This is a genomic window from Aeribacillus sp. FSL M8-0254 (genome assembly GCF_038008845.1).
Lineage (GTDB): Bacteria > Bacillota > Bacilli > Bacillales > Aeribacillaceae > Aeribacillus > Aeribacillus composti.
The window spans coordinates 681,795-705,566 of the sequence record NZ_JBBOZY010000001.1; the positions used below are offsets into that span (position 1 = coordinate 681,795).

A 23,772-nucleotide genomic window follows, 5' to 3' on the forward strand; every position below is an offset into this window, starting at 1 on the left:
TTTTTAGCGCGCCCAGCTAAGGTGTAATGGAAGATGGACAGTTTCATAACACCGAAAAGGGTACCCCGCAGGGCGGAGTCATTTCGCCTCTTTTAGCGAACAGCTACCTGCATTATATGGACACGATATGAAAGAAGAAGTTCCACACTTAGGAGAACTGGTGCGATACGCAGATGATTTCGTGATCATGTGTCGCACGAAAAACGAGGCGCTGGAGAGCATTCAAGTACTAAAAGCCATCATGAAGAAACTCGACCTTGAAATCAACACAGAGATCCAAACTGGTCAGCCTATGGGACGACACAAACGGATTTGACTTTCTAGATCTACACCATCGGAAATTTCCTGTGATGAACAAGGGTGGCTCGAAAGTTTATGTCATGTCTCACATTTCCAAGTAAGAAGAAAATGAAAATGAATTTAAGGAATATACGAGTCCAAGGAACAAGCGATTTATGGACATCAAAGAACTGGTGAAAGGGCTCAATCGAATTTTACAAGGATTTAAGAATTACTACAGTATTTCGTCCATCGCCAAGAAGTGGCTAAATAAAGTGGACTGGTATGTATTAGAAAGACTTACTCTGTACTGGAATAAGAAGAAGAACCAAAGGAAGAAACATGCGAGAATGAAAGAAGTTATAAAATTAACACAAGGCTTATTAGTGAAATTAGCAAGTTAGACAAGAACGAAAGCCAAAGGAAGAAGAACGTCGGAAAGCCGTATGAGGGAAAACCTCACGTACGGTTTGATGAGGGGAAGCTGAGAACAGCATAGGCTGTCCCTTTGAAAACAGTTCTACTCTACTAGTAAATTGGAAGGCTTACCCATCTTAAACGACCTAAGCTTTTAGAAGAATAAAAAATGGTTGTGTGGATGTTAAGCAGCTCGTCAGCTTACCGATTTCATAAACTCAATATTTTGAAAATTAAGAAACCATTTCAATAAAGTTATGAATGTTTTGTCAAAAGATGCTAAAACAAGGCAATTTTTTACCGATAAATAAAATAGCAAGAATTCCTCGGAGGAGAAGGAATATGGGAATACAAAAGATAACCGATGTTAATAATAATGCTTTTTTGCAGGATATGCAAGGAAAAGAGGAAAAATTGTCAATGCCTGAAAACAAGCAGCCTGTCCAAGAAGAAGAAAAAAAAGCTAAAGTTACGCTGGAGGAAGCAATTGAGGATTTGAACAATTTTTTGAAGCCGATTAAAACATCGATTCAATTTGTACTTCATGAAGAACTGAAAGAATATTTTGTACAAGTTGTCAATGTAGATACGAACGAAGTCATCAGGGAAATTCCTCCGAAAAAAATGCTTGATATATATGCGGCAATGGCAGAGCTGATGGGATTAATCGTGGATCGGAAAATTTAACTAGGGGTGGAAAAAATGCGAATTGTCGGTTTGGCAAGCGGAATGGACATTGACGCTCTCGTAAAAGATTTAATGAAGGCGGAAAGAATTCCGCTCGATAAAATGGTCCAACAAAAGCAAATTTTTGAATGGCAGCGCGACAGCTACAGGGAAATCAACAAGCTGTTGGACGAATTGGACAGATTGATTTTTGACGGCGTATACAGACTGTCGAATTTCCGGCAAAAAAAAGTGACGAGCTCTGATGAGTCAGCTGTTGTGGCAAAGGCAATCAACGCTTCAGCTAATACGTCAACAGCGATTGAAGTCCAACAATTGGCTAAGGCTGCCACATATAGTGCAGCAACGTTAAATAATTTTACATCTGGTGCAAGAACGCTAAAATTTGAAGTGACCGATCCAGGTTCAACAGAAACGAGAGAAGTGACGATTAATATTGGTGAAAATGATACGCTTGATGATGTTATCTACAAAATCAACAGCTCAAATCTAGGCGTTACGGGGATGAAATTAAAGGATTCATCTGGTGTGGAAAGGCTCGTTTTAACGAATAATAAAACAGGTGAAGGCGGAACGATTAAAGCTGCCGATAGTGAAACATTTGATTTTTTGCAAAGCCTAGGTTTTTCACTTGATGATACAACGTTTAACCTAATCCCCGAAACTGCGGGTCAAAATGCAAAAGTTAAAATCAACGGCTACGAAACTGTCCAAACATCTAATACATTTACGATTGCGGGGATTGAATATACAATTAAAAATGTAACGACAAGTCCTGTTACGATTTCTACATCAACAGATGTTGATGCAATTCTCGATACTATTGTAAAATTTGTTAATAAATATAATGAAGTGATTGAAAAGATTAATGGCAAATTAACAGAAGAGCGCTTCCGGAATTTTCCTCCTCTAACGGATGAACAAAAAGAGGAAATGACGGAAAAGCAAATCGAGCTGTGGGAAGAAAAGGCGAAAAGCGGCCTTCTTCGCGGCGATGCGATTTTAACAAGCGGTCTTAATCAAATGCGGTTGGATTTATATTCTCCTGTCGCCGGAGATGCTTTGAAAGGGTTTAAGCAGCTTACGGATGTTGGGATTTCAACAACAGCCAATTATTTGGACCGAGGCAAACTTACAATTGATGAAAATAAACTCCGGGAAAAAATTCAGGAAAATCCAGAAGCGATCTATAAACTGTTTATGTCTGACGGCGAATCTTACAATGATAAAGGGATTGCCCGCCGTCTCCGCGATTCTTTGAAAGGTATGATGACAAAAATCAAAGACAAAGCGGGAACGTCTTTGTCTACAAATGACCAGTTTACGATTGGAAAAAACTTAAAAGATTTGGATAATCGAATCAATGCCTTTCAAGATCGGCTTATACAAATCGAATCAAGATATTATCGGCAATTTACGGCAATGGAACAGGCGATTCAGCGGGCGAACCAACAGTCAGCATATTTGATGCAATTATTTGGAGGCGGCGCTTAATCGTCTGCCTTTACTATTTACTTTTTAATGGATATGATATCTGAGGAGTGTCTTAAATGACAATGAACAATCCTTATCAATCTTATTTGGAAAACAGCGTACAAACTGCATCACCGGGTGAACTCACATTAATGCTTTATAACGGGTGTTTAAAATTTTTAAAGCTTGCGAAAAAAGCAATAGAAGAAAAATCTATCCAACAAAAAAACGAAAATTTGCAAAAAGCACAAAGAATCATTTGTGAACTAATGGCCACGCTAAATATGGATATTGAGATTTCTAAAAATATGTACGCACTGTATGAGTACATGAATCGACGGCTTGTTGAGGCCAATTTTAAAAACGATGTCACCATTATTGAAGAAGTGGAAGGATATGTGACAGAGTTCAGAGATACGTGGAAAGAAGTAATCCAAATCAACCGGAAACAGCGGCATAGTGAAGGCGGACAAGCGTAATGGACGAAGTGGAAAAATTGTTGGAAATAACGGAAGAGTTAGTGGAATTGACAAAACGGTCTAAAGATCAACATCGCGACCGTGATCAAGTGATACAAAAAATAGAAGACTTGCTGGCAAAACGGGAGGAGTTAACAAAAAGCATGAATCCTCCCTTCACGCCCAAGGAGAAAGAAGCAGGAAGAAAAATTATCCAATTGAATCAAATTCTTGTTGAGCAGCTTAAACTAATAAAACAAGAGATACAACATGATATCGTCAAGATGAAAGCCCAGAAAGAGATGGCAAAAAAATATATGAACTCTTATGCGAATGCCACTATTGATGGCATTTTTTATGATAAGAAAAAATAGCAATATATGTACAAAAAGACACGATCATGTAGCGATGGATGAAAGTGTGAAAATCGTTTTCCCCGCTCATCAGCATTCATAAAATGTTCACGATTTTTTTTATTTTGTGAAAGGAAAAACGAATGTTACATCGAACTATATATATATCCCTTAATAAAAGGAGGAGCTCAATATGAAATACAACATTAGAGGGGAAAACATTGATGTAACTCCAGCATTAAGAGAATATGTACAAAAAAAATTATCTAAACTTGAACGTTATTTTGATAATGGAGTACAAGCCGATGCAAATGTGAATTTAAAATATTATAATGACAAAGAATCTAAAATTGAAGTAACGATTCCAATGACGCATTTAGTGATGCGTGCTGAGGAATATCATGAAGATATGTATGCTGCGATTGATCTTGTCGTTGATAAGCTTGAACGTCAGATCCGCAAGCATAAAACAAGAGTAAACCGGAAGCTTCGTGAACAACAAGTTGATGCTAAATATTTCATCAATGCGGAAACGAATGATGACACTGATGTGAATGAAGAGGATATCGAACTTGTAAGAACAAAACGGTTCAATTTAAAGCCGATGGATACTGAGGAAGCTATTTTGCAAATGAACATGCTCGGCCATAACTTCTTTGTTTTTACGAACTCTGATACAAATAGAACAAATGTTGTCTACCGCAGAAAAGACGGCCGCTATGGATTAATTGAACCGAATGAGTAAAATGTATTTTATATAATAAAAGTGCAGCCTTCCTGGCTGTACTTTTTTTACCTTCAAGCAAATAAAATGTAGACAAATGGGACGGGTTTATGGAAAGACTTTCACATAGCAAAAGTTGTACGCTTGGAAAAGCAGTGATAAAATTTAAAAGAAAAACTAAAATAATTAAAATAAATTAAGGAGCGTTAAAGATGCTTGGACTTTTAAATAAAGTGTTTGATCCGAACAAACGCACTTTAGCTCGTTATGAAAAAATAGCTGAAAAAATAAATGCTCTCGGTCCTGATATGAGAAAGCTTTCTGATTTGGAATTGAGGTCAAAAACAGCTGAGTTTGCGGAACGGCTTGAAAAGGGAGAAACACTCGATGATCTGCTTGTGGAAGCCTATGCAGTTGTAAGAGAAGCCGCTCACAGAGTGCTCGGCCTGTATCCATATAAAGTACAGCTTATGGGAGCTATTGCCCTTCACGAAGGCAATATTGCGGAAATGAAGACAGGTGAAGGGAAAACATTAACCTCAACGATGCCTGTTTACTTAAATGCGTTGACGCGGAAAGGCGTTCACGTCGTTACCGTCAATGAATATTTGGCAAGCCGGGACGCAAAAGAAATGGGCAAAATTTTTGAATTTCTCGGCATGACTGTCGGTTTAAATTTAAACGGTATGTCAAAAGAGGAGAAAAAGGCTGCTTACGAAGCTGATATCACCTATTCAACAAATAACGAACTTGGGTTTGATTATTTGCGCGACAATATGGTTTTATACAAGGAACAAAAAGTGCAGCGCCCTCTGCATTTTGCGGTAATCGATGAGGTAGACTCCATTTTAATTGATGAAGCAAGAACTCCGCTTATTATTTCTGGACAAGCACAAAAATCCACCAAACTGTATATTCAGGCAAATGCTTTTGTCAGAACGCTTCAAAAGGATAAAGATTATACTTATGATGAAAAAACGAAATCCGTTCAACTTACAGAAGAAGGGATTGAAAAAGCGGAGCGTGCTTTCCATATTGATAATTTGTTCGATTTAAAAAACGTCACACTAAACCATCATATCAGCAATGCGCTGAAAGCCCACGTCGTCATGCATAAAGACGTTGATTATGTCGTTGAAGACGGACAAGTGATCATTGTAGACCAATTTACCGGACGGTTAATGAAAGGCCGCCGTTACAGCGACGGTTTGCATCAGGCAATCGAAGCGAAAGAAGGCCTTGAAATTCAAAATGAAAGCATGACGTTGGCAACGATCACGTTCCAAAACTATTTCCGAATGTATGAAAAGCTGGCGGGAATGACAGGTACTGCGAAAACAGAAGAAGAAGAATTTCGCAACATTTATAACATGCAGGTTATTACCATCCCGACAAACAAGCCGGTTATCCGCGAAGATCGTCCGGACCTCGTTTACCGTACAATGGAGGGGAAATTTAAAGCGGTTGTAGAAGACATCGTTCAGCGGCACATGATTGGTCAGCCTGTTCTAGTAGGTACAGTCGCGGTTGAAACATCTGAATTGCTTTCTAATATGCTTAAGAAGCGGGGAATTCCGCACAATGTGTTGAATGCAAAAAACCATGCAAAGGAAGCAGAAATTATTGAACAAGCCGGACAAAAGAATGCTGTGACGATCGCGACAAATATGGCTGGACGGGGAACGGATATAAAGCTCGGCGAAGGCGTAAAAGAGTTGGGTGGATTAGCTGTCATCGGCACAGAACGCCATGAATCCCGAAGAATTGACAATCAGCTGAGAGGACGTTCTGGACGTCAAGGAGACCCGGGTGTTACGCAGTTTTATTTGTCAATGGAAGATGAACTGATGCGCCGATTCGGTTCAGAAAGTATGATGAGCATGATGGATCGGCTTGGAATGGACGATTCCCAGCCGATTCAAAGCAAAATGATTACCCGTGCTGTGGAATCGGCGCAAAAACGGGTGGAAGGAAACAACTTTGATGCGCGGAAGCAGCTTCTTCAATATGATGATGTGCTCCGTCAGCAGCGTGAAATTATTTATAAACAAAGAGATGAAGTGCTTGAATCTGAAAATCTGCGAGAAAATGTTGAAGACATGATTCAACAAACGATTACCCGTGTTGTACAGTCATTTACGCCTGAAGAAGAGCTTCCGGAAGACTGGAACCTTGAAGGATTAGTCGACTGGGTAAAAGCCAATATTTTGGATGAAGCAGATGACTTTAATGTAAATGACCTTCGCGGAAAAGAATCGGATGAAATTATTGATATCATTTGGGAAAAAGCGAAGAAGCGTTATGATGAGAAAGAAGCTGCTTTTGGCGAGGAAAACATGCGTGAATTTGAACGAGTCATTGTACTCCGCGCCGTTGATACAAAATGGATGGATCACATCGATGCAATGGATCATCTTCGCCAAGGTATTCATTTACGTGCATACGGACAAACCGATCCGCTTCGTGAATATCAATTGGAAGGCTACACAATGTTTGAAAATATGATTGCGTCCATCCAAGAAGAGGTTACAAAATATATAATGAAAGCTGAAATTCAAAACAATTTGGAACGTCAGGAAGTGGCGGTCGGCGAAGCCGTGCAGCCGAAAGAAGGAGACGCCCAGACGAAAAAGAAACCAGTCAGAAAAGCAAAAGAGGTTGGCCGCAACGAGCCATGTCCGTGCGGAAGCGGCAAAAAATACAAACATTGTTGCGGAAGATAACGATTTTAAATAGAATGGGTGTGGCGAGATGTCAGTCTCGCCTGTCCCATAAATTTTTTAACTAATGTATAAGTGGACAAAGCGAATCTGCAAAAATATAGTATACTGTGCAAAAAATTTTTAGAGGTGATGGACTAATGGATTTAGTAGAAATTCGGAATGAACTGGAGAAAATGGCTAAACGATTAGCGGATTTTAGGGGGTCTCTTTGACTTAGAAGAGAAGGAAGCACGCATAAAAAAATTAGAGGAGAAAATGGCTGCGCCAAATTTTTGGGATGACCAGCAAGCAGCTCAGAAGGTAATTAATGAAGCAAACGCCTTAAAAGATCTTGTCGGAGAATTTAACCATTTAAATGAATCATATGAAAATCTTCAAGTAACTTACGAGCTTATTAAAGAAGAGCCGGATGATGATTTGCAAAGAGAGCTTGAATCCGAATTGAAAAAATTAACGAAGGAATTGAATAATTTTGAATTACAGCTTCTGTTAAATGAGCCTTACGATAAAAACAACGCGATTTTAGAGCTTCATCCGGGAGCAGGAGGGACGGAATCTCAGGACTGGGCATCTATGCTCCTGCGAATGTATACGAGATGGGCGGAAAAGAAAGGATTTAAAGTTGAAACGATCGATTATCTTCCGGGTGATGAAGCAGGAATAAAAAGTGTAACGCTGTTAATTAAAGGACACAATGCATATGGCTATTTAAAAGCGGAAAAAGGAGTCCATCGGTTAGTGCGCATTTCTCCTTTTGATGCATCAGGCCGCCGCCATACTTCCTTTGTTTCCTGCGAAGTGATGCCAGAATTTAATGATGAAATCGATATTGAAATTAGAAGCGAGGATTTGAAAATTGACACGTATCGTTCAAGCGGTGCGGGAGGGCAGCACGTAAATACGACCGACTCGGCGGTACGGATTACACACTTGCCAACTGGAATTGTCGTGACATGTCAAACGGAGCGCTCTCAAATTAAAAACAGAGAACGAGCAATGAAAATGTTAAAATCTAAGCTATACCAATTAAAAATTGAAGAGCAGGAAAAAGAATTAGCGGAAATTCGAGGAGAGCAAAAGGAAATTGGCTGGGGTAGCCAAATCCGTTCTTATGTCTTCCATCCATATTCATTGGTGAAAGATCACCGGACAAATGTCGAAATCGGCAACGTTCAAGCTGTAATGGATGGGGAAATTGATGCATTTATTGATGCATATTTAAAAGCAAAATTGTCTTAAGGCTGTTATGAAAAGGATGATGACGCGTTTACAAAAGATGAGCGAATAGAAATGTGATGCGGAAAAATGACGAAGAAAAACTGCCCTAAATTCCATTTGATTAGAGAACTTGTGGGGCTGTCCAGAAAGTCAAAATCCATTGAAACGAAACATCATAAACATTGATATATCAACATTTAAAACATTAAAGGGGCGTCTATAAGGCGTAAAAACGACTTATTAGACACCCTTTTTCTTTTTTATCAATATTCAAGTTATTTTCACAGGATTGTCAAATGTTGGTCAATTTGTTCCAGATTGAAACCTCAATAATTAGGTTATAATATCTTCGAGACTAATTGGTGAAGGGGGATTTCGCAGTGAAAAAGTTCTTGATCTTAGTATTTGGTCTTTCACTCGTATTAGCTGCATGCGGGGGCGGCGGGAATGACCAAGAAAGCGGAACAAATGGCGGAACAGATCAAGCTGAGAATACTGCATCTGCAGAAGATCTGATAAAACAAAATTGTACAAGCTGCCATGGACAAAATCTTGAAGGTGCTTCCGGTCCGAGTTTACAGAAAGTTGGAAGCAAGTATAGCAAAGATGAAATAAAAGATATTATTTTAAACGGCAAAGGCGCTATGCCAAAAGGTTTATTGAACGATAGCGAAGCAGATGTTGTCGCTGAGTGGCTTGCAGGACAAAAGTAACAAAAGTAACATAAGAAGCGAGGGAGGGGACATGATCACCCTCGCTTTTTTATGCTATAGAAAAAAATAGCAGATAATAGAAAATTTTGTAGTTTTTTTTACAAGAATTTTAAAAATTTTCCCTCGGAATATGATATTGAAACAAAAATGTAATATGAAAAAGTCTATTTTTGACGAAAAATGATGTTATAATGTTTTTTGTGGGAAGGATGTAAGATTTATTTTCTGCTTCATAATTAATAGACGAATAGAAAATAACATTAGTTTCAAGTAATAATAAAAATTTTTTGATGAGCACTGAAATAATTCAATGACTTCAGGTGATAGCATGATCGAAATGAAGGATGTTTATAAAACCTATTCGAATGGTGTTTTGGCCATTAACGGTATTTCAATAAAAATCAATCAAGGCGAATTTGTATACATCGTAGGTCCTAGCGGTGCTGGAAAGTCGACATTTATCAAATTGATGTATCTGGAAGAAAAGCCTACAAAAGGTAGTATTGTCATAAACGGTATACAACTAGAAAACCTAAAGGAAAAAGAAGTGCCGTATTTGCGGAGAAATATCGGGGTTGTCTTTCAAGATTTTAAATTATTGCCGAAATTGACTGTTTATGAGAATGTTGCCTTCGCTTTGGAAGTGATCGGGGAAAATCCGAAGAACATTAAAAAGAAAGTATTAAATGTCCTTGATCTTGTGCAATTGAAGCATAAGGCCCGTTTCTTCCCTGACGAATTGTCTGGCGGTGAACAGCAGCGCGTATCAATTGCTAGATCCATAGTAAACAATCCGCCTGTTGTAATAGCAGACGAGCCGACAGGGAATTTGGACCCTGAAACCTCTTGGGAGATTATGAGATTGCTAGAGGAAATCAACAATCGGGGCACAACGGTGTTAATGGCCACCCACAATAAAGTGATCGTGAACACGATTCGAAAGCGGGTTATCGCTATTGAGGACGGCAAAATTGTGCGCGATGAGGCGAGAGGGGAGTATGGTCTTTATGAATAAAACTCTCGGTCGTCATTTGCGGGAGGCGATAAAAAGTCTTTGGCGAAACGCTTGGATGTCCATAGCCTCTATATCAGCCGTAACAGTGACCCTTCTTTTGGTCGGCACGTTTTTGGTTATTATGATGAATTTAAATAATATCGCCAGCAACATTGAAGAAGATGTTGAAATAACCGTGCTAATTGACAGGACAGCAGATCAAAACGCTCAAAACCAACTTGAATCGAAATTGAAAAATCTAGATAAAGTAGAGAATGTCCAATTTTCTTCCAAAGACCAGGAGCTGGAAAAATTAATTAAAAGCTTCGGTGAAAAAGGAGAGTCATTCAAGCTATTTGAACAGGATAATCCTTTAAACGATGTTTTCATCGTCAAAACGAAAGTTCCCGAAGATACTCCAGTTGTAGCGGAAGAAATTAAAAAAATGCGCTATGTCGAAGATGTTCAATATGCAGAAGAAACTGTGAAAAAATTGTTTGAAGTTGTCAACGTTTCAAGAAATATCGGCATAGTCTTAATCATCGGGCTTGTGTTTACTGCGATGTTTTTAATCTCAAACACTATAAAAATCACTATATTTGCCCGCAGACGAGAAATAGAAATTATGAAACTTGTTGGTGCAACAAACTGGTTTATACGCTGGCCGTTCTTTTTAGAAGGTTTGTTTTTAGGAGCGCTGGGATCTGTCATACCAATTACAGTTTTAGTTGTCAGCTACAATAGTTTAGTTAATTTTGCCATCCCTTACATTCAAGGATCTTTTGTTGAATTGTTGCCATTTTCCCCTTTTGTTTTTCAAATATCGGCTATCTTATTGTTAATCGGCGCCTTAATCGGCATATGGGGAAGCTTAATGTCTGTTCGAAAATTTTTAAAAGTGTAGTTTATCTTTAGCTACACTTATACATACCCGATTGAGATAATTTAAAACATGGAAAAAGAGGAGGAACCGGATTGTGAAAAAGAGAATAGTGACATTAAGTCTTACAGCTATATTGGGGACAAGCGGGGTATTTGTACCGCTGAGCAAAAGCGCTTATGCGTCATCCTTTGAGGAGAAAAAAGCAAGAATTCAAAATGAGCGGTCCAATGTTCAATCGAATATAGAAAGCAAGAAAAGTGAAGTAAAAGAGTTAGAGACAAAACAAAATCAACTTAATCAAGAGATTAAAAAGTTAGATGAAAAATTGTTGGATACTGGTGAAAAAATCGAAGAGAAAGAGAATGAAATCAAGAAAACTAAAGCTGAAATTGAACAGTTGAAAAAACAAATTGCTGAAGTAAAAAAACGGATTGAAAAGCGGAATGAACTGTTAAAAGAACGGGCAAAATCCTTGCAGGAAGCAGGAGGAACAATCAGCTATCTCGACGTTATCTTAGGTGCGAAAAGCTTCAATGATTTTGTAACTCGTATAAGCGCTGTTACAACGATCGTTGATGCGGATCAAAAAATTATTGAAGAGCATGAAAGAGATATGAAACTGAAAGAAGAAGCGGAGGCGAAATTAAACAAACAGCTGTCCTCTTTGGAAGAAGCTTTATCTGAATTGGCTTCATTGAAACAAGAGCTAGATAAGCAAATTGATGAAAAGGATAAACTGTTGGCGGAATTGGAAACAAAATATGGTCATGCGATGGATGAATTAGAAGATTTGGAATATCAAGATGCTATGCTGGCAAAGCAGCAAAAAATGATTGAACAACAGCAGCAAGAATATTTAAAAAGACTAGAAGAAGAAAAGACTGGACAGGCTCAAGCTTCACAATCTGCTTCTAAATCAAGCGATAAAGCTGCTGCTTCAAGCGATGGCGGATCTTCACCAGAACCATCTGTATCATCAGCTGCAGGAAGCGGATCATTTATCTGGCCGGCTTCAGGTGTTCTTACTTCTAAAATGGGTATGAGATGGGACAGGTTACATGCAGGACTTGATATTGCGAAACGAGGAACGGTTCCAGTTTACGCTTCTGCTGGCGGCACGGTTAGTTATGCTGGGAAAATGAGCGGCTACGGTAATGTGATTATGATCATCCATAATATTAATGGTAAAACGTATACAACACTTTACGCGCATTTGAGAAGCATTAACGTTTCAAGTGATCAAAAAGTGAGCCAAGGTCAGTTTATTGGATATATGGGAAATTCAGGAAATGTGTATCCAAAACCAACTAAGAATAACCCACAGGCAGGCCAACATTTACATTTTGAAGTACATAACGGAACATGGCGAGGCAAATCCAGCGCGATCAATCCTTTAAGCGTTCTTCCATAAAAATTTATTAACAATGCACAATAAGCTCTTAAGGGAAGAAGAGTTTGTTGTGCATTGTTATTTTTTTATAAATTGCAAAACAGTTTTCTTCTGATCGTGTTTCATCGATGCAAAAAATAGAGGAAACGGGAGATTACATCAAGCTTCAATGGATTGATTTTCACAATAATTCTTTTTTTTCATGTAGTGATAGATAATTACAAAAAATATAGTTACTCCTCCCGTATGATTATGCCGGTGTAGGCAGTTTGCTTGACTAAAAGAAAAGGAAAGCGTTTTTAAGAGAACAAAACACCTTACCCATTATCAAAGCAAAGATGATCGTTAGCTGATTTTTCTATTTTCTTGATGGAACCTGGCTAGAAGCGGTCAAATTCTTGTCAAAGGGCGGTATATTAAGTTTTTTTGAATTGCTTTTCCTTTTCCTGTAATCCGTACATGATTTGTACAAGCTTTGCATACGCTATAAATAATTCGGATTGTTGGAAAGGAAGGCAAAAACATATGAAACAAATGATGAAATTGATTACAGTGTTTTTGATCGTGACCAGTTCCATCATCGTTTTGGATGTGCACGGTCATGCTGAAAATAACGTATCGCTGAAAAATCCATCAGTTGCTGCATCTGCACAGAGTTCGGATGAAACCATTCCAGGATTGGAGAAATTTATAAAAGCCTATGAACTAATTTCTGAAAAATATGTCCATCCAGTCGACAAAAATCGTCTCCTAGAAGGCGCCATTCAAGGGATGATGTCTTCTTTAGGCGATCCATACTCAGTCTATATGGATAAAGAAACTGTGAGACAATTTACAGAGTCCCTTGATTCTTCATTTGAAGGAATCGGTGCCGAAATCGGGATGAACAATGGCAAAATAACCATTATTTCACCATTTAAAAATTCGCCGGCGGAAAAAGCGGGCTTAAAACCAAATGATGAAATTGTGAAAATTGATGGTAAAACTATTTCTAGTTCAGATCTTCATGATGCAGTACTGAAAATCAGGGGAGAAAAAGGAACAACTGTCAAACTTGCGATACGCCGCCCTGGAAGTAAAGATTTATTGTTTTTTGAAATAAAGCGGGATGAGATTCCGATAGAAACAGTGTTCAGCTCCGAGATAATTAAAAATGGGAAGCGGTTGGGTGTCTTGCATATTACTTCATTTTCTGAAAGGACAGCTGATGACTTTAAACAAAAATTAAAAATGTTGGAAAAAAGAAAAATTAACGGTTTAGTCATCGATGTCCGCAGCAATCCGGGAGGATATTTGCAGGCTGTAGAGCAAATTTTGCAGCAGCTCGTCCCGAATCATGCACCATATATTCAAATAGAAAAGAGAGACGGAAAAAGGGAGATGTATTATTCAACATTAAAAGAAAAGAAGCATTATCCTATTGCAGTCTTAATTGACAACGGCAGCGCATCTGCTTCGGAAATTTTGGCAGCTGCGTTGAAAGAAGCAGGAGGGTATGCCATTGTCGGCGAAAAATCCTTTGGAAAGGGAACAGTTCAGCAAACAATACCGCTGGATGATGGAAGCAACATAAAGCTGACGTTATACAAATGGTTGACTCCTAAAGGAAATTGGATTCATGAAAAAGGTGTGGAACCAACGGTAAAAATATCGCAGCCGGATTATTTTAAAGCTGGACCGCTCGATATTTTACAGCCATTAAAAAAAGAGATGAATAATGAACAAGTTCGCATTGCACAAATATTATTATCAGGATTAGGTTATGATCCTGGGAGAAAAGACGGTTATTTCAGTGCAGAAACCGAGCTGGCTGTAAAGGCGTTTCAAAAAATGAACGGTTTATCCGTGACGGGGAAAGTGGATCAAAAAACAGCTATAAAAATGAATGAATTGATCACAAAAGAAACTCGTTCAAAACAAAATGACTTGCAGCTGCAAACTGCCATTTCACTATTAGCACGATCTTCTTAAGTATTGAAAAAATACGGCAGCTTTTCTGTTGCATTTTGTTTAAGGGGCTGTCTAATAAGTCGTTTTTACGGCTTATTGACGCCCCCTTTAATGTTTTAGAAACGTTGATATATCGATGTTTATGATTTTTTGTTTTCAATAGGGATTTCACTTTATGGACAGCCTCTAAATGAGATTTCGCTTCCTTGTGCAGGCTTTTCAGTTGAGAAAATTTCTGCTTTCATATCGTAGTGAAATTTACAATTATTTATGCATACAGATGATGATCGCAGCTTTATGACAATATGGCTGCGTTTTCTTTTAAATCATCGGGAAGTGACAGAGCGGCATTGTTAAGTGGCTGTTTCCTTGCTCAATTTTTTGATCGATTTGCTGCAAGTTTGATTCATTCCCCCTTTTAAAAAGACAAAAACGGCATGCAATCAAAAAAGCCGCTGCTCCATGAATTTGGTCAATCGGCCTTTTTACCTATTTCCAGTTTTTTATATGACGTTCTATATAAGTTGAATTAAAGATTTACAACTGAACACACAAACGATCGATCGTTTGTTCTGGTTTCTGGTTGATTCGCTGAATAAAGGCTTGGACATTCTTTCTAATTTCTTGCACACTCGAATAGAACACGTTGTAAATCACGTCTGATTTCAGCCATTTCCATAGCCCTTCAATCAAGTTCAATTGCGGACTGTATGGTGGCAAAAAGACGAGCTCTAACCGATCTTCGTGTTCTTTTAAAAATGGCTGAATGAGTTTGGCATGGTGAATTCGAGCGTTATCTAAAATCATCACTATTTTGCCTGTGGGATAGCGTTCTAACACAAGTTGAAGAAATCGAAGAAATGTTTCCGCGTCATAGCGTTCTTCTTCGATGCAAAACACTTCCCCTGTTTCGTAGTTCAACGTGCCAATCAGCTTCAGCCCTTGATGTTTTCCAAACGTCGGAATGATTCGTTGTTTTCCTTTGACAAACCATGTTTTTTGAATCGCTTGGTAATCACGAATCATCGACTCATCTTGAAAGAGGACATGGGCGATGTTCCCATCTACCAGTTTTTTTTTACTTCAGGGAAGGTGATTTCGACGAATTCTTTTTGTTTCTCTTCATCGGCATTGGCTAGTGTATAGGTCGGTTTCGTATAGCTTAGCCCTAACCGATGCAGAATGTCACTTGTTCCGCGAAGCGTGTATGTTGGCCCCCACTTTTGTTGAATGAGTTCAGCGATTATCGCAAGCGTCCAATTATATTTTGCTTCGAATCCCACATCTACGGGGAGCTGATGTTCAATGATCAAAGCCAGCTCTTTTTCCTGCTCAGGGGTCAATCGACGTGGGGCGCCAGGTGAGTATTTCATCTCCAGTCCATCAAGACCGCGCTGGGCGTAGGCATGAATATAGTTATAAATAGTTTTCTTGGATCGACCAATAATCGTTGCGATTTCTCCTTTGGTATATCCCTGCAAATGAAGATAAATCGCTTGGTAGCGTTCATATGCTCGTTTACTTTTTGCTTCTTTCATGGCAGTGGACAACTTTTCGATCTCGTCTTTGTGATTTGGCATCATAGTTTTCTCTCCGTTCCCCTATTTTCTCTTTGTATTTATTCGCCGTGGAACGGGAGAAAACCTTTATTTCAATTTATATAGCTTCTTTTTTAAAAGATTTGATAAAATAGAGGAAAGTCTCATATGATTCGTAAAAGGGGTGGGCCGTTTGGTTGGACAATGGCTTTTAGAATTGCTTTTCAGCATAGGCCGTTTTTTCTTGCATCCGCTTTTGTATTTCTTTCTCATTTTTTCCTTTTTAAATGGATATTGGCGGGTTAGAAGAGAACGAAAATCTTTTCATGTGCGCGTATATGATGTGTTTGACGATATTCGTTTTACTTATACGAAGGGAATTATCGCTGGCCTTATCCTTTCTGTTCTTTTCATGCTTCTAGGACTGTGGATTCCATTCGGAACACTCGTTTTATTGACTATTTGGCTGCTGGCTGTTAGTTTAACTTTTCAGCCGCGTTTTTTGTCATCAAGTATCTCATTGGGCGGAACGATTTTTTTAACAGCTTTATTAAATGGAGTGGCAGATCAATCTCCTTGGATCGATGAATTTTTTGTGAGCCTTGATAAAACAAACTACAGCGTCTTGTCGCTATTTTTGAGCTTTTTGCTTATTTGTGAAGGGATTCTCATCTATCGAACAGCACATTACCATACATCCCCATTTATCATAAAAAGCAAGAGAGGAATGCCGATTGGGAATCATGTAGCGAACAGAACATGGATGATTCCGTTAATGCTTTTAGTTCCAGGCGGTTCATTGGAATCTCCTTTTTCTTGGTGGCCAATTATTTCTTTAAATGGTGAACCATTTATGCTCGTGATGATTCCGTATTTTGTCGGTTTTTATCAAAGAATTCAAGGGTCTTTGCCAAAGGAAAGCATTCAAGTAACAGGCCGGCGCATTTCGATTCTTGGAATTATTTCTCTTGTTGTTGCTGCTGCTTCGTTGTGGGCTCCATTTCTGTCGTTTGTTGCCGCGGCTCTTGCATTGATAGGAAAGGGATTAATAACTGTAAAACAAAGGATGAATGATAATTCGGCCGCTTTTTATTTCTCGAAACAAGATTATGGACTGGTCGTATTAGGCACGCTTCCTCAATCCCCGGGAGAGAAAATGGGAATAAAAGCGGGAGAAGTTATAACAAAGGTGAATGGAAAAAATGTAAAAACAACGTACGAATTTTACGAAGCGCTGCAGATAAGCAGGACGCATTGTAAGTTGGAGGTACTAGGACATAACAAAGAAATCCGTTTTGTCCAACGCGCCTTATACGAAGGGGAGCATCATGAACTCGGCTTGCTCTTTGTGCAAGATGAGAAGTGGAAGTCAGAAGCCTCTTAACCGGTGTGAATGGTTCATAATCAACCGGAATAGCGACATAATTTTTAGGAATAGGCCATAATTCTTCGGAATGAGTTTCATTATTTTCCAGAACGATAAAGGTATATTTTCTCTATCACATCAAACCACTTAGTCAATGATTGGCTAAGTGGTTTTTTACGTCAAAAAATGTTATAGCTAGCAGAATTAGGCTCGAGAAATTTGTACAAAGGAACTGACATTGTTCAATGATATTTGAAGCCTTTCAGTAAATATGACTAATCATGAAAATAGCCGCGGCTAGAAAAACTCTAGCTAAACATTGCAAGCACCTTCAATGGTTTAAAATATCATTTATCAAGTACTCTGCATCGGCGCCCACCCCTCCGATAAGAGCGGAGCCTCTCCGATATTGCCAAGGCAATCCTAAGAAGTACAATCCTTTCACAGGAGTAACCCCTCTTTGGTGAATGGGCTTTCCTCTATGATCTAAAACATTAGGAATTTGTATCCAGCTGTAATCAAAATAAAATCCGGTTGCCCAAATGACATTTTGAACTTGAATTTGACTGTTATCTGCAAAAGAGATAACATCTCCTGAAACACTCTCTGTTTTAGGCTTCATTTTTATTTTGCCTTCTTGTAGTAAATGTTTCAGCTCTTTACCGAAAATAGGATCGCTTTGTTTACTGATCAACCTGCCTAACGGGCTGTTGATATGGACGTCTAATAAACCTATTTTTTGAAACCACCAGAATAATACTTTTCCCCATAATGTCAAGTGGGAGAAATCTCATTTTATGACCTACTGATAAATAAACTTCTCTGTCTTCGGACAATTTAACTGCAATTTGCGCTCCAGAATTTCCTGCACCGACTACTAAAACAGAGCCATCTTGCAATTGAGATGGATTCAAATAGCCGGATGTATGCACTTGATACACTTGATCGTATAAGCTTTCGGCAAATGGTGGAAGATATGGCTTTTGAAAAGGCCCCGTTGCTATAACCACTTTATTTGCCATATATCTCCTATGGTTGGTTGTCACTTTAAAAATCTCATTTTCTTTTTGAAGAGAAATGACTTCTGTATTCAGATGAATAGGCAATTCGAATTTTTGAGCATAATCCTCTAAATAATCGGCTATTTCATCCTTAGTTGGATATCCGTTCGGGTCACCCTTTAAGACCATTCCTGGCAAGGAGCTAAACGATCGAGGGGTAAAAAGCACTAAAGAATCGTAACGATTTCTCCAAACATCTCCGATTCGATTTTCCTTGCCGACAATGGCAAATAATATATCGTGTTGCTTTAGATAATACCCCATCGCTAATCCTGCTTGGCCAGCACCGATTACAAGAACATCAACATTTTGTCCCATTTCAATCAACTCCGAAAAAAGCTAGACTTTCATTTTTCCATGATGGATTTGAGAGGTTTCAATTTGAATGGTTGTATGCAAAATCTTAAATTTTTCTTCAATCATGTGAATGGCAGCTTGTAACACCTTTTGACTGTCTTGATGATCTTCAATTAAAATATGGCAGCTTAGTGAGTCTAAACCTGATGTAATCGTCCAAATATGCAGGTCGTGAACATCCTTCACACCTTCAATATTTTTTAAGGCTTTCTTCACTTCATTTTGATCAATGGTAACGGGCGTTCCTTCCATCAAAATGTGTATGCTATGCTTCAAAACTCCCCAAGCGCCTTTTAATATTAATAAAGTAACTAAAATGGAAATAATAGGGTCTGCTATATACCAGTCAAAGAGCCACATGATGAATCCTGCAGCAATGGCTCCGACAGAGCCTAATGCATCGCCGATAACGTGAAGATAAGCGCTGCGAACATTGACATTATGTTTCACATCACCTTTTCTCATTAACACCCAGGCACTTAAAAGATTAGCAATAAGGCCAATAGACGCAATCAACATCATCGAGCCGCTTGCTACAGTCGGCGGATTGAAAAAACGCTGAACAGCTTCCCAAATGATAAATCCAGCGATAACAAATAAGGTAACTCCATTAAACAAAGCGGCTAAGATTTCAAAACGATAAAAGCCATACGTTTTATTTGGAGAGGCTGGTTTGGCCGCAAACCATATAGCAATTAGGCTAAGAGCAAGCGAACTGGCGTCACTAAGCATATGACCAGAGTCAGAAAGAAGGGCTAGGCTGTTTGTGATTAAACCTCCGAAAAACTCTAACAACATAATTCCAGCGGTAATGAGAAGGGCAATTGTAAGCCCTTTTTTATTTTCTTCTCTACTGTGATCATGGTGATGTCCGTGGTGATGGTGATGACCATGGTGGTCGTGAGAATGATGGTGGTGATGATGATGCATGATAAAATACCTCCTTAATGATGTTCAGAATGGTCAATGGCTTGTTTTAATAATGAAATAACATGTTCGTCATCGCAGGAGTAAAACAGTGTTTTTCCTTCACGACGATACTTAATGAGTCTAAGATTTCGCAATATACTAAGCTGATGGGAAACGGCTGATTGAGACATTTCCAACACTTCTGCAATGTGATTGACATTGCACTCTTCTTGTGATAACAAATAAAGAATTTTAATTCGAGTAGGATCGGCTAACACCTTAAATATTCGCGATACATTTTCAATGGTTTCAGGTTTTAAGAAAGAATGATCTTCCGTCTTCATTCATAATTCCCTCGTTCTTTTATTATATATGAGCATATGTTCATATTTTATTATATTTTGCATTCTGTCTTTTGTCAAGTTTAGGAAATCTGTTTAACAGTACATAATGAGGAGGGAACCTTTCAGATTGGAAATACGGTCAACTAGTTCTGAGGCATTTTCAGCGGGCTTAAGAAATCTAAGAGCTCTTTAAAAGTGACATTAGCAATGAGATAAATGAAGCAGTTTTTAAAAGATGATTGCTTCAAAGTAGATTGCAACTGGAGAGAATGTTCTAAATTGATCGTATAAAGACATTTCAGGGTACTTGCGAGCAATCATTGAGAAGTCGATTCAGTTATCTTTTTGAGAAGCTGCCAAGCATGGAAATTGAGCATTTCAATATGTTTATTTTAATCATTGACTAGCAGAAGATAACCTCTCGTTCTTGAACAGCCTTGCCTAAACGTTAACTTGGTTAATTCACGCTGTCGGCTAGCCTTCATACAGGAACAGGTGAAGCTGGGCATGAATAGCAGCTTCTGCCAGATCAAAAAATGTCGGAAAAGGGCATACTTTGTCCGGTTTAGCCGTAAAGGAATCCCTCTTATGGTAGACAGGTCTACATAAGAGGGATCATATCAAATGAAACCTGAAGGATCTTTGTGTCAGCAGATCTAATTTTACAAGAACAAGCCGCCAATGGCGCCCGTTAAGACGATGATCCATGGAGCTATCTTCCAATAAGCGAGCATACTGAATAAAATTGCAGCAAAAGCGAAATCAATCGGACGATTAATGGAGCTTATCCAGATCGGATCATAAAAAGCGGCAATTAAAATTCCGACGACAGCAGCTTGTATGCCCATTAACGCACCATTAATCTTTGAATTGCTTCGAAGCTTTCCCCAAAACGGTAATGTACCAAAAATGAGCAGAATTGCCGGAAGAAAGATGGCGCAAGTTGCAACGAATCCCCCAGCCCATCCATTCATGACCGCTCCAATATAAGAAGCAAATGTAAACAAAGGACCAGGAACTGCCTGTGCTGCTCCGTAACCAGCCAAAAATTCTTTTTCTGTTAACATTCCTGTTGGAACAAATTCCTGTTCAAGCAGCGGGAGCACCACATGTCCTCCCCCAAATACGAGAGATCCAGAGCGGTAAAAGCTGTCGAACAAGCCGATCCAGTAAGAAGAAGTCCACACTTTTAATAAAGGAAGGAAAAGGAGAAGCCCGAAAAATAACAATAAACAGCTTGCGGCAAATCGTGTTGAAATCGGCACCTGAAACGAAGTCTGGGTATCTTCTTCTACTTTTTTATATAATAAAAATCCAATAAAAGCCGCTAGCAACATGACGACAACTTGGGAAAAAGCATTTTGCCATAATAAAGTAACGACTAGCGCGCCTAATGCGATGGCTTTTCTCCCTCGGTCAGGGGTAAGTTTTTGTGCCATTCCAATAACAGCATGGGCGACTACAACAGCAGCAACAATCTTTAAGCCGTGAATCCAGCCGGCATCAACAATATGCAACTCTTTAAGAATAAGAGCAAAGATCATCAGTGCGATTGCAGACGGAAACGTAAAGCCGATAAAGGCGCAAAGTCCGCCTAATATTCCTCCCCGCATGAGACCGATGCCGATCCCGGCTTGACTGCTGGCAGGTCCGGGTAAAAAATGGCATAAAGCAACCAAATCTGCATAGCTCTTTTCATTCAACCATTTTCTTCTCCGAATATATTCTTCATGAAAATATCCTAAATGGGCGATTGGTCCCCCAAATGAGGTCAATCCAAGCTTTGTGGAAATGGCAAATATTTCGAACAGCGTTTTCCATTTTGATTCCTTCATGCTATCCCCCACCTTCATTATGTATTTCTTTAAAAAGCTCGTACGCTTTCGTCCGGGCTTCTTTCAGAACGGCTTTCCCTTTCTGTGTAGTTGTATAATATTTTCGTATTTTTCCTTCTACATTTTGTTCTGTTTTTTCTAACAGTCCGTCCTTTTCCATTGCGTGGAGAATCGGATAAAGAGTCCCTGCACTTATGTTGTAGCCATGACTTTTCAGTTCCTCAAGCATCCACAAGCCGAATATAGGATGTTCGCTTGCATGATGTAAAATATGAATATGTATAAAACCGAGAAAAAGCTTGCGCAACACTTTATCTTCCATTTTTACCCCCATTTTGAGAATCGATATCGAATTTCGATAACATTAATATTGTAAGGTTATTCATATGTACATGTCAAAATTATATTTACGAAAATATTTGACAATTGAATTGCCTTTTCATAAAATGGACATATAAAATATGAACACTTATTCATATAAACACATATACTGTATACTGCAATGTGTACTCTATTTCATTGGGGGATTAGAGAATGATTCAGTATCGGGTAAAGGGATTGTCTTGTGCAAATTGCGCAAAGAATCTGGAAGAGGAAATCCAAAAGCTTGAATATGGGGAAAATGCAAAATTAAATTTTCAATCTAGCAAACTGTATGTCAATGAAGAAATTAATATGGCTAAAGTCAAAAAAATTTTAGCATCGGATGGGGCCTATATTGAGGAAGAAAATAAGTCTGAAATATCTCTTACGGGCGACCACTGAAATAGAGGGCATAGTAAAATAAGCCATCGATCGATGACCTTGATGGAAATATTTGGATATAAAGGTTAGGTTGCAACAGTAATTATACGAAACCCTTGGGATTTAGCTAATAAAAGAGCTTGTTCTACCGTGATTTCACGGTTTACTGGAAGAACATCAGCTTTTTTATATAAATTCGGATTATATGGTTCTTTCTTTTTGAGAATGTTGTAGATAGCTGTTAAAAGCATACGTGCAATGGCAATAATTGCTCGTTTGTGACCACGACGTTTTTTAAGTTTTAAGTAGCGGTTTCGAATTTCGGGATGCTTTTCACTTTTGACCACAGCAGTTGCACACTGTACCAAAAGAGGCTTGATGTAGCAGCCAGCTCTCGAAATTCTTACTGACTTTTTCTTGCCGGCACTCTCGTTATTCGTGGGTGTTAGTCCTGCCCAGGAACATAAATGCTTAGCTGTCGGAAACACGTCCATATTAACACCTATTTCCGAAACCACGGCAATGGCGGAAAAAATGTTCTTAAAGGACGGAACAGTTAAGATTAAGTTGATTTCTTCTGTGTAGGACTCGGCAAGAGAAAGGATAATTTTTTCAAGATCTGCTTTACGAGATTGAAGATCTTCATAGTGCTGTTTAATGACCTTTAATTTATCAGCCTGTTCCGGTGTAATATATCCGTCTATGGCGAGTTCCAAATCAGAAAGTTTCTTCTTCATGGAACCGTGAATTAAAGGTTCTATGTCAAAAGTGGTATCCAAGGGATTCCCTAAAATCTTGTCAATAATGTTCATGGAGCTTTTACCGAAGGTATCCGAAACAACATTTCCAAGTTGAATATTAGATACAGTTAAACAGTTCTGAAGACGATTCTTCTCACTCGACATAAAATTAGTCAATTTAAAACGATAACGCATAAGGTCACGAAGCTGTCTGATAGCCAGCGGTGGCATAAAGCTTCCAGCTACTAGATCATGCTTAAATAAATCGGCAATCCATTTGGCATCTTTTTTATCAGTTTTTTTACCACGGATAGCCTTAACATATTTTGGATGTGCAAGAGTAATGTTACAGGAATCCTCTAGAACATTAAACACGGGAATCCAGTATTTCCCGGTAGATTCCATACAAACATCCTTACAGTTATTTTCACAAAGCCATTGTGACAGCTCTTTCAATCCTTTTGTATAGGTAGAAAAGCGATGGCGTTTGTAAGTAGTGACACCTTTGTTGGTAGAAGCAATACAGGCAACAACAAAGGTTTTGTGGACATCAATCCCACAGCATATTGGATAAACAATCTTTAATCCCATAGGGATAACTCCTTTCACGTTATTA

21 protein-coding genes and 2 pseudogenes are annotated in these 23,772 nt (G+C 38.7%); 16 read left to right on the forward strand and 7 right to left on the reverse strand.

Annotated elements, in window-relative coordinates; translation table 11 throughout:
- Positions 1–127: 127 nt before the first annotated feature.
- From NSQ44_RS03275 to NSQ44_RS03340, 14 genes and pseudogenes are all read left to right on the forward strand, one after another.
- Positions 128–316 (forward strand): hypothetical protein, encoded by a 189-nt coding sequence (locus NSQ44_RS03275; RefSeq protein WP_235600499.1) that lies wholly within the window; start codon positions 128–130, stop codon positions 314–316.
- A gap of 136 nt (positions 317–452) precedes the next feature.
- A pseudogene (locus tag NSQ44_RS03280) lies at positions 453–683 on the forward strand (group II intron maturase-specific domain-containing protein); the annotation flags it as partial.
- Positions 684–1,038: 355 nt separating this feature from the next.
- A complete protein-coding gene (gene flaG / locus NSQ44_RS03285) occupies positions 1,039–1,383 on the forward strand; it encodes a flagellar protein FlaG (protein ID WP_340854873.1) in 345 nt (114 codons plus the stop codon).
- Between the two features lie 15 nt (positions 1,384–1,398).
- Positions 1,399–2,877 (forward strand): flagellar hook-associated protein 2, encoded by a 1,479-nt coding sequence (locus NSQ44_RS03290; RefSeq protein ID WP_340854874.1) that lies wholly within the window; start codon positions 1,399–1,401, stop codon positions 2,875–2,877.
- 56 nt (positions 2,878–2,933) lie between these two features.
- Positions 2,934–3,335 (forward strand): flagellar export chaperone FliS, encoded by a 402-nt coding sequence (gene fliS, locus NSQ44_RS03295; RefSeq protein ID WP_340854877.1) that lies wholly within the window; start codon positions 2,934–2,936, stop codon positions 3,333–3,335.
- Positions 3,335–3,688, forward strand: coding sequence for a flagellar protein FliT (locus NSQ44_RS03300; RefSeq protein WP_130158802.1), 354 nt, complete (start codon positions 3,335–3,337; stop codon positions 3,686–3,688). Before fliS ends, NSQ44_RS03300 begins: the two co-directional genes overlap by 1 nt.
- A 172-nt stretch (positions 3,689–3,860) precedes the next feature.
- Positions 3,861–4,412, forward strand: a complete 552-nt coding sequence (gene hpf / locus NSQ44_RS03305) for a ribosome hibernation-promoting factor, HPF/YfiA family (protein WP_340854881.1) — start codon at positions 3,861–3,863, stop codon at positions 4,410–4,412.
- 191 nt (positions 4,413–4,603) lie between these two features.
- Positions 4,604–7,114: a preprotein translocase subunit SecA gene (gene secA / locus NSQ44_RS03310; protein WP_063389200.1), complete on the forward strand. Its 2,511-nt coding sequence runs from the start codon at positions 4,604–4,606 to the stop codon at positions 7,112–7,114.
- Positions 7,115–7,251: 137 nt separating this feature from the next.
- Positions 7,252–8,353 (forward strand): peptide chain release factor 2 gene (gene prfB, locus NSQ44_RS03315; RefSeq protein ID WP_327863854.1). Its coding sequence is split into 2 segments (ribosomal slippage): positions 7,252–7,323 and positions 7,325–8,353, totalling 1,101 coding nucleotides; the frame shifts between segments, so codons are not numbered across the junction.
- 359 nt (positions 8,354–8,712) lie between these two features.
- Positions 8,713–9,045 carry a cytochrome c551 gene (cccB, locus tag NSQ44_RS03320; RefSeq protein WP_063389198.1) on the forward strand — a complete coding sequence of 111 codons (333 nt, stop codon included), beginning with the start codon at positions 8,713–8,715 and terminating at the stop codon, positions 9,043–9,045.
- A gap of 328 nt (positions 9,046–9,373) precedes the next feature.
- The gene (gene ftsE, locus NSQ44_RS03325) at positions 9,374–10,060 is read left to right on the forward strand and encodes a cell division ATP-binding protein FtsE (protein WP_327863853.1); all 687 of its coding nucleotides are present in this window, start codon (positions 9,374–9,376) and stop codon (positions 10,058–10,060) included.
- Positions 10,053–10,943, forward strand: a complete 891-nt coding sequence (gene ftsX / locus NSQ44_RS03330; protein WP_340854884.1) for a permease-like cell division protein FtsX — start codon at positions 10,053–10,055, stop codon at positions 10,941–10,943. Before ftsE ends, ftsX begins: the two co-directional genes overlap by 8 nt.
- A 73-nt stretch (positions 10,944–11,016) precedes the next feature.
- On the forward strand, positions 11,017–12,333 hold the full coding sequence (locus NSQ44_RS03335) for a murein hydrolase activator EnvC family protein (RefSeq protein ID WP_340854886.1): 1,317 nt from the start codon (positions 11,017–11,019) through the stop codon (positions 12,331–12,333).
- Positions 12,334–12,837: 504 nt separating this feature from the next.
- A complete protein-coding gene (locus NSQ44_RS03340; protein ID WP_340854888.1) occupies positions 12,838–14,283 on the forward strand; it encodes a S41 family peptidase in 1,446 nt (481 codons plus the stop codon).
- A gap of 516 nt (positions 14,284–14,799) precedes the next feature.
- Here NSQ44_RS03340 and NSQ44_RS03345 read toward each other — a convergent pair.
- Positions 14,800–15,845 (reverse strand): IS630-like element ISBs2 family transposase gene (locus NSQ44_RS03345; RefSeq protein WP_015374552.1). Its coding sequence is split into 2 segments (ribosomal slippage): positions 14,800–15,339 and positions 15,342–15,845, totalling 1,044 coding nucleotides; the frame shifts between segments, so codons are not numbered across the junction.
- Between the two features lie 148 nt (positions 15,846–15,993).
- Here NSQ44_RS03345 and NSQ44_RS03350 point away from each other — a divergent pair.
- Positions 15,994–17,184 carry a PDZ domain-containing protein gene (locus NSQ44_RS03350; protein ID WP_066249828.1) on the forward strand — a complete coding sequence of 397 codons (1,191 nt, stop codon included), beginning with the start codon at positions 15,994–15,996 and terminating at the stop codon, positions 17,182–17,184.
- A gap of 313 nt (positions 17,185–17,497) precedes the next feature.
- Here the strand turns inward: NSQ44_RS03350 and NSQ44_RS03355 are convergent.
- The 5 genes and pseudogenes from NSQ44_RS03355 to NSQ44_RS03375 form a co-directional block, all read right to left on the reverse strand.
- A pseudogene (locus tag NSQ44_RS03355) lies at positions 17,498–18,545 on the reverse strand (flavin-containing monooxygenase).
- A gap of 21 nt (positions 18,546–18,566) precedes the next feature.
- Positions 18,567–19,514 carry a cation diffusion facilitator family transporter gene (locus tag NSQ44_RS03360; RefSeq protein ID WP_340854891.1) on the reverse strand — a complete coding sequence of 316 codons (948 nt, stop codon included), beginning with the start codon at positions 19,512–19,514 and terminating at the stop codon, positions 18,567–18,569.
- 14 nt (positions 19,515–19,528) lie between these two features.
- Positions 19,529–19,837: an ArsR/SmtB family transcription factor gene (locus NSQ44_RS03365; protein ID WP_340854893.1), complete on the reverse strand. Its 309-nt coding sequence runs from the start codon at positions 19,835–19,837 to the stop codon at positions 19,529–19,531.
- Positions 19,838–20,499: 662 nt separating this feature from the next.
- A complete protein-coding gene (chrA, locus tag NSQ44_RS03370; protein ID WP_340854894.1) occupies positions 20,500–21,672 on the reverse strand; it encodes a chromate efflux transporter in 1,173 nt (390 codons plus the stop codon).
- 1 nt (position 21,673) lies between these two features.
- Positions 21,674–21,994, reverse strand: a complete 321-nt coding sequence (locus tag NSQ44_RS03375; protein WP_063389188.1) for a PadR family transcriptional regulator — start codon at positions 21,992–21,994, stop codon at positions 21,674–21,676.
- A 212-nt stretch (positions 21,995–22,206) separates the two neighbouring features.
- On the opposite strand from NSQ44_RS03375, the gene NSQ44_RS03380 reads away from it, so the two are divergent.
- Complete coding sequence (locus NSQ44_RS03380) at positions 22,207–22,437, forward strand: heavy-metal-associated domain-containing protein (RefSeq protein WP_340854897.1); 231 nt, start codon at positions 22,207–22,209, stop codon at positions 22,435–22,437.
- Positions 22,438–22,502: 65 nt separating this feature from the next.
- Here the strand turns inward: NSQ44_RS03380 and NSQ44_RS03385 are convergent, their stop codons facing one another.
- Positions 22,503–23,747, reverse strand: coding sequence for an IS110 family transposase (locus tag NSQ44_RS03385; RefSeq protein ID WP_445659519.1), 1,245 nt, complete (start codon positions 23,745–23,747; stop codon positions 22,503–22,505).
- Positions 23,748–23,772 lie beyond the last annotated feature (25 nt).

Bases quoted from the DNA above. Each gene is read 5' to 3' on its own strand.
- NSQ44_RS03275 (WP_235600499.1), top strand. From the start codon at position 128: ATGAAAGAAGAAGTTCCACACTTAGGAGAACTGGTGCGATACGCAGAT.
- flaG (WP_340854873.1), top strand. From the start codon at position 1,039: ATGGGAATACAAAAGATAACCGATGTTAATAATAATGCTTTTTTGCAG.
- NSQ44_RS03290 (WP_340854874.1), top strand. From the start codon at position 1,399: ATGCGAATTGTCGGTTTGGCAAGCGGAATGGACATTGACGCTCTCGTA.
- fliS (WP_340854877.1), top strand. From the start codon at position 2,934: ATGACAATGAACAATCCTTATCAATCTTATTTGGAAAACAGCGTACAA.
- NSQ44_RS03300 (WP_130158802.1), top strand. From the start codon at position 3,335: ATGGACGAAGTGGAAAAATTGTTGGAAATAACGGAAGAGTTAGTGGAA.
- hpf (WP_340854881.1), top strand. From the start codon at position 3,861: ATGAAATACAACATTAGAGGGGAAAACATTGATGTAACTCCAGCATTA.
- secA (WP_063389200.1), top strand. From the start codon at position 4,604: ATGCTTGGACTTTTAAATAAAGTGTTTGATCCGAACAAACGCACTTTA.
- ftsE (WP_327863853.1), top strand. From the start codon at position 9,374: ATGATCGAAATGAAGGATGTTTATAAAACCTATTCGAATGGTGTTTTG.
- ftsX (WP_340854884.1), top strand. From the start codon at position 10,053: ATGAATAAAACTCTCGGTCGTCATTTGCGGGAGGCGATAAAAAGTCTT.
- NSQ44_RS03340 (WP_340854888.1), top strand. From the start codon at position 12,838: ATGAAACAAATGATGAAATTGATTACAGTGTTTTTGATCGTGACCAGT.
- NSQ44_RS03360 (WP_340854891.1), bottom strand. From the start codon at position 19,514: ATGCATCATCATCACCACCATCATTCTCACGACCACCATGGTCATCAC.
- NSQ44_RS03365 (WP_340854893.1), bottom strand. From the start codon at position 19,837: ATGAAGACGGAAGATCATTCTTTCTTAAAACCTGAAACCATTGAAAAT.
- chrA (WP_340854894.1), bottom strand. From the start codon at position 21,672: ATGAAGGAATCAAAATGGAAAACGCTGTTCGAAATATTTGCCATTTCC.
- NSQ44_RS03375 (WP_063389188.1), bottom strand. From the start codon at position 21,994: ATGGAAGATAAAGTGTTGCGCAAGCTTTTTCTCGGTTTTATACATATT.
- NSQ44_RS03380 (WP_340854897.1), top strand. From the start codon at position 22,207: ATGATTCAGTATCGGGTAAAGGGATTGTCTTGTGCAAATTGCGCAAAG.
- NSQ44_RS03385 (WP_445659519.1), bottom strand. From the start codon at position 23,747: ATGGGATTAAAGATTGTTTATCCAATATGCTGTGGGATTGATGTCCAC.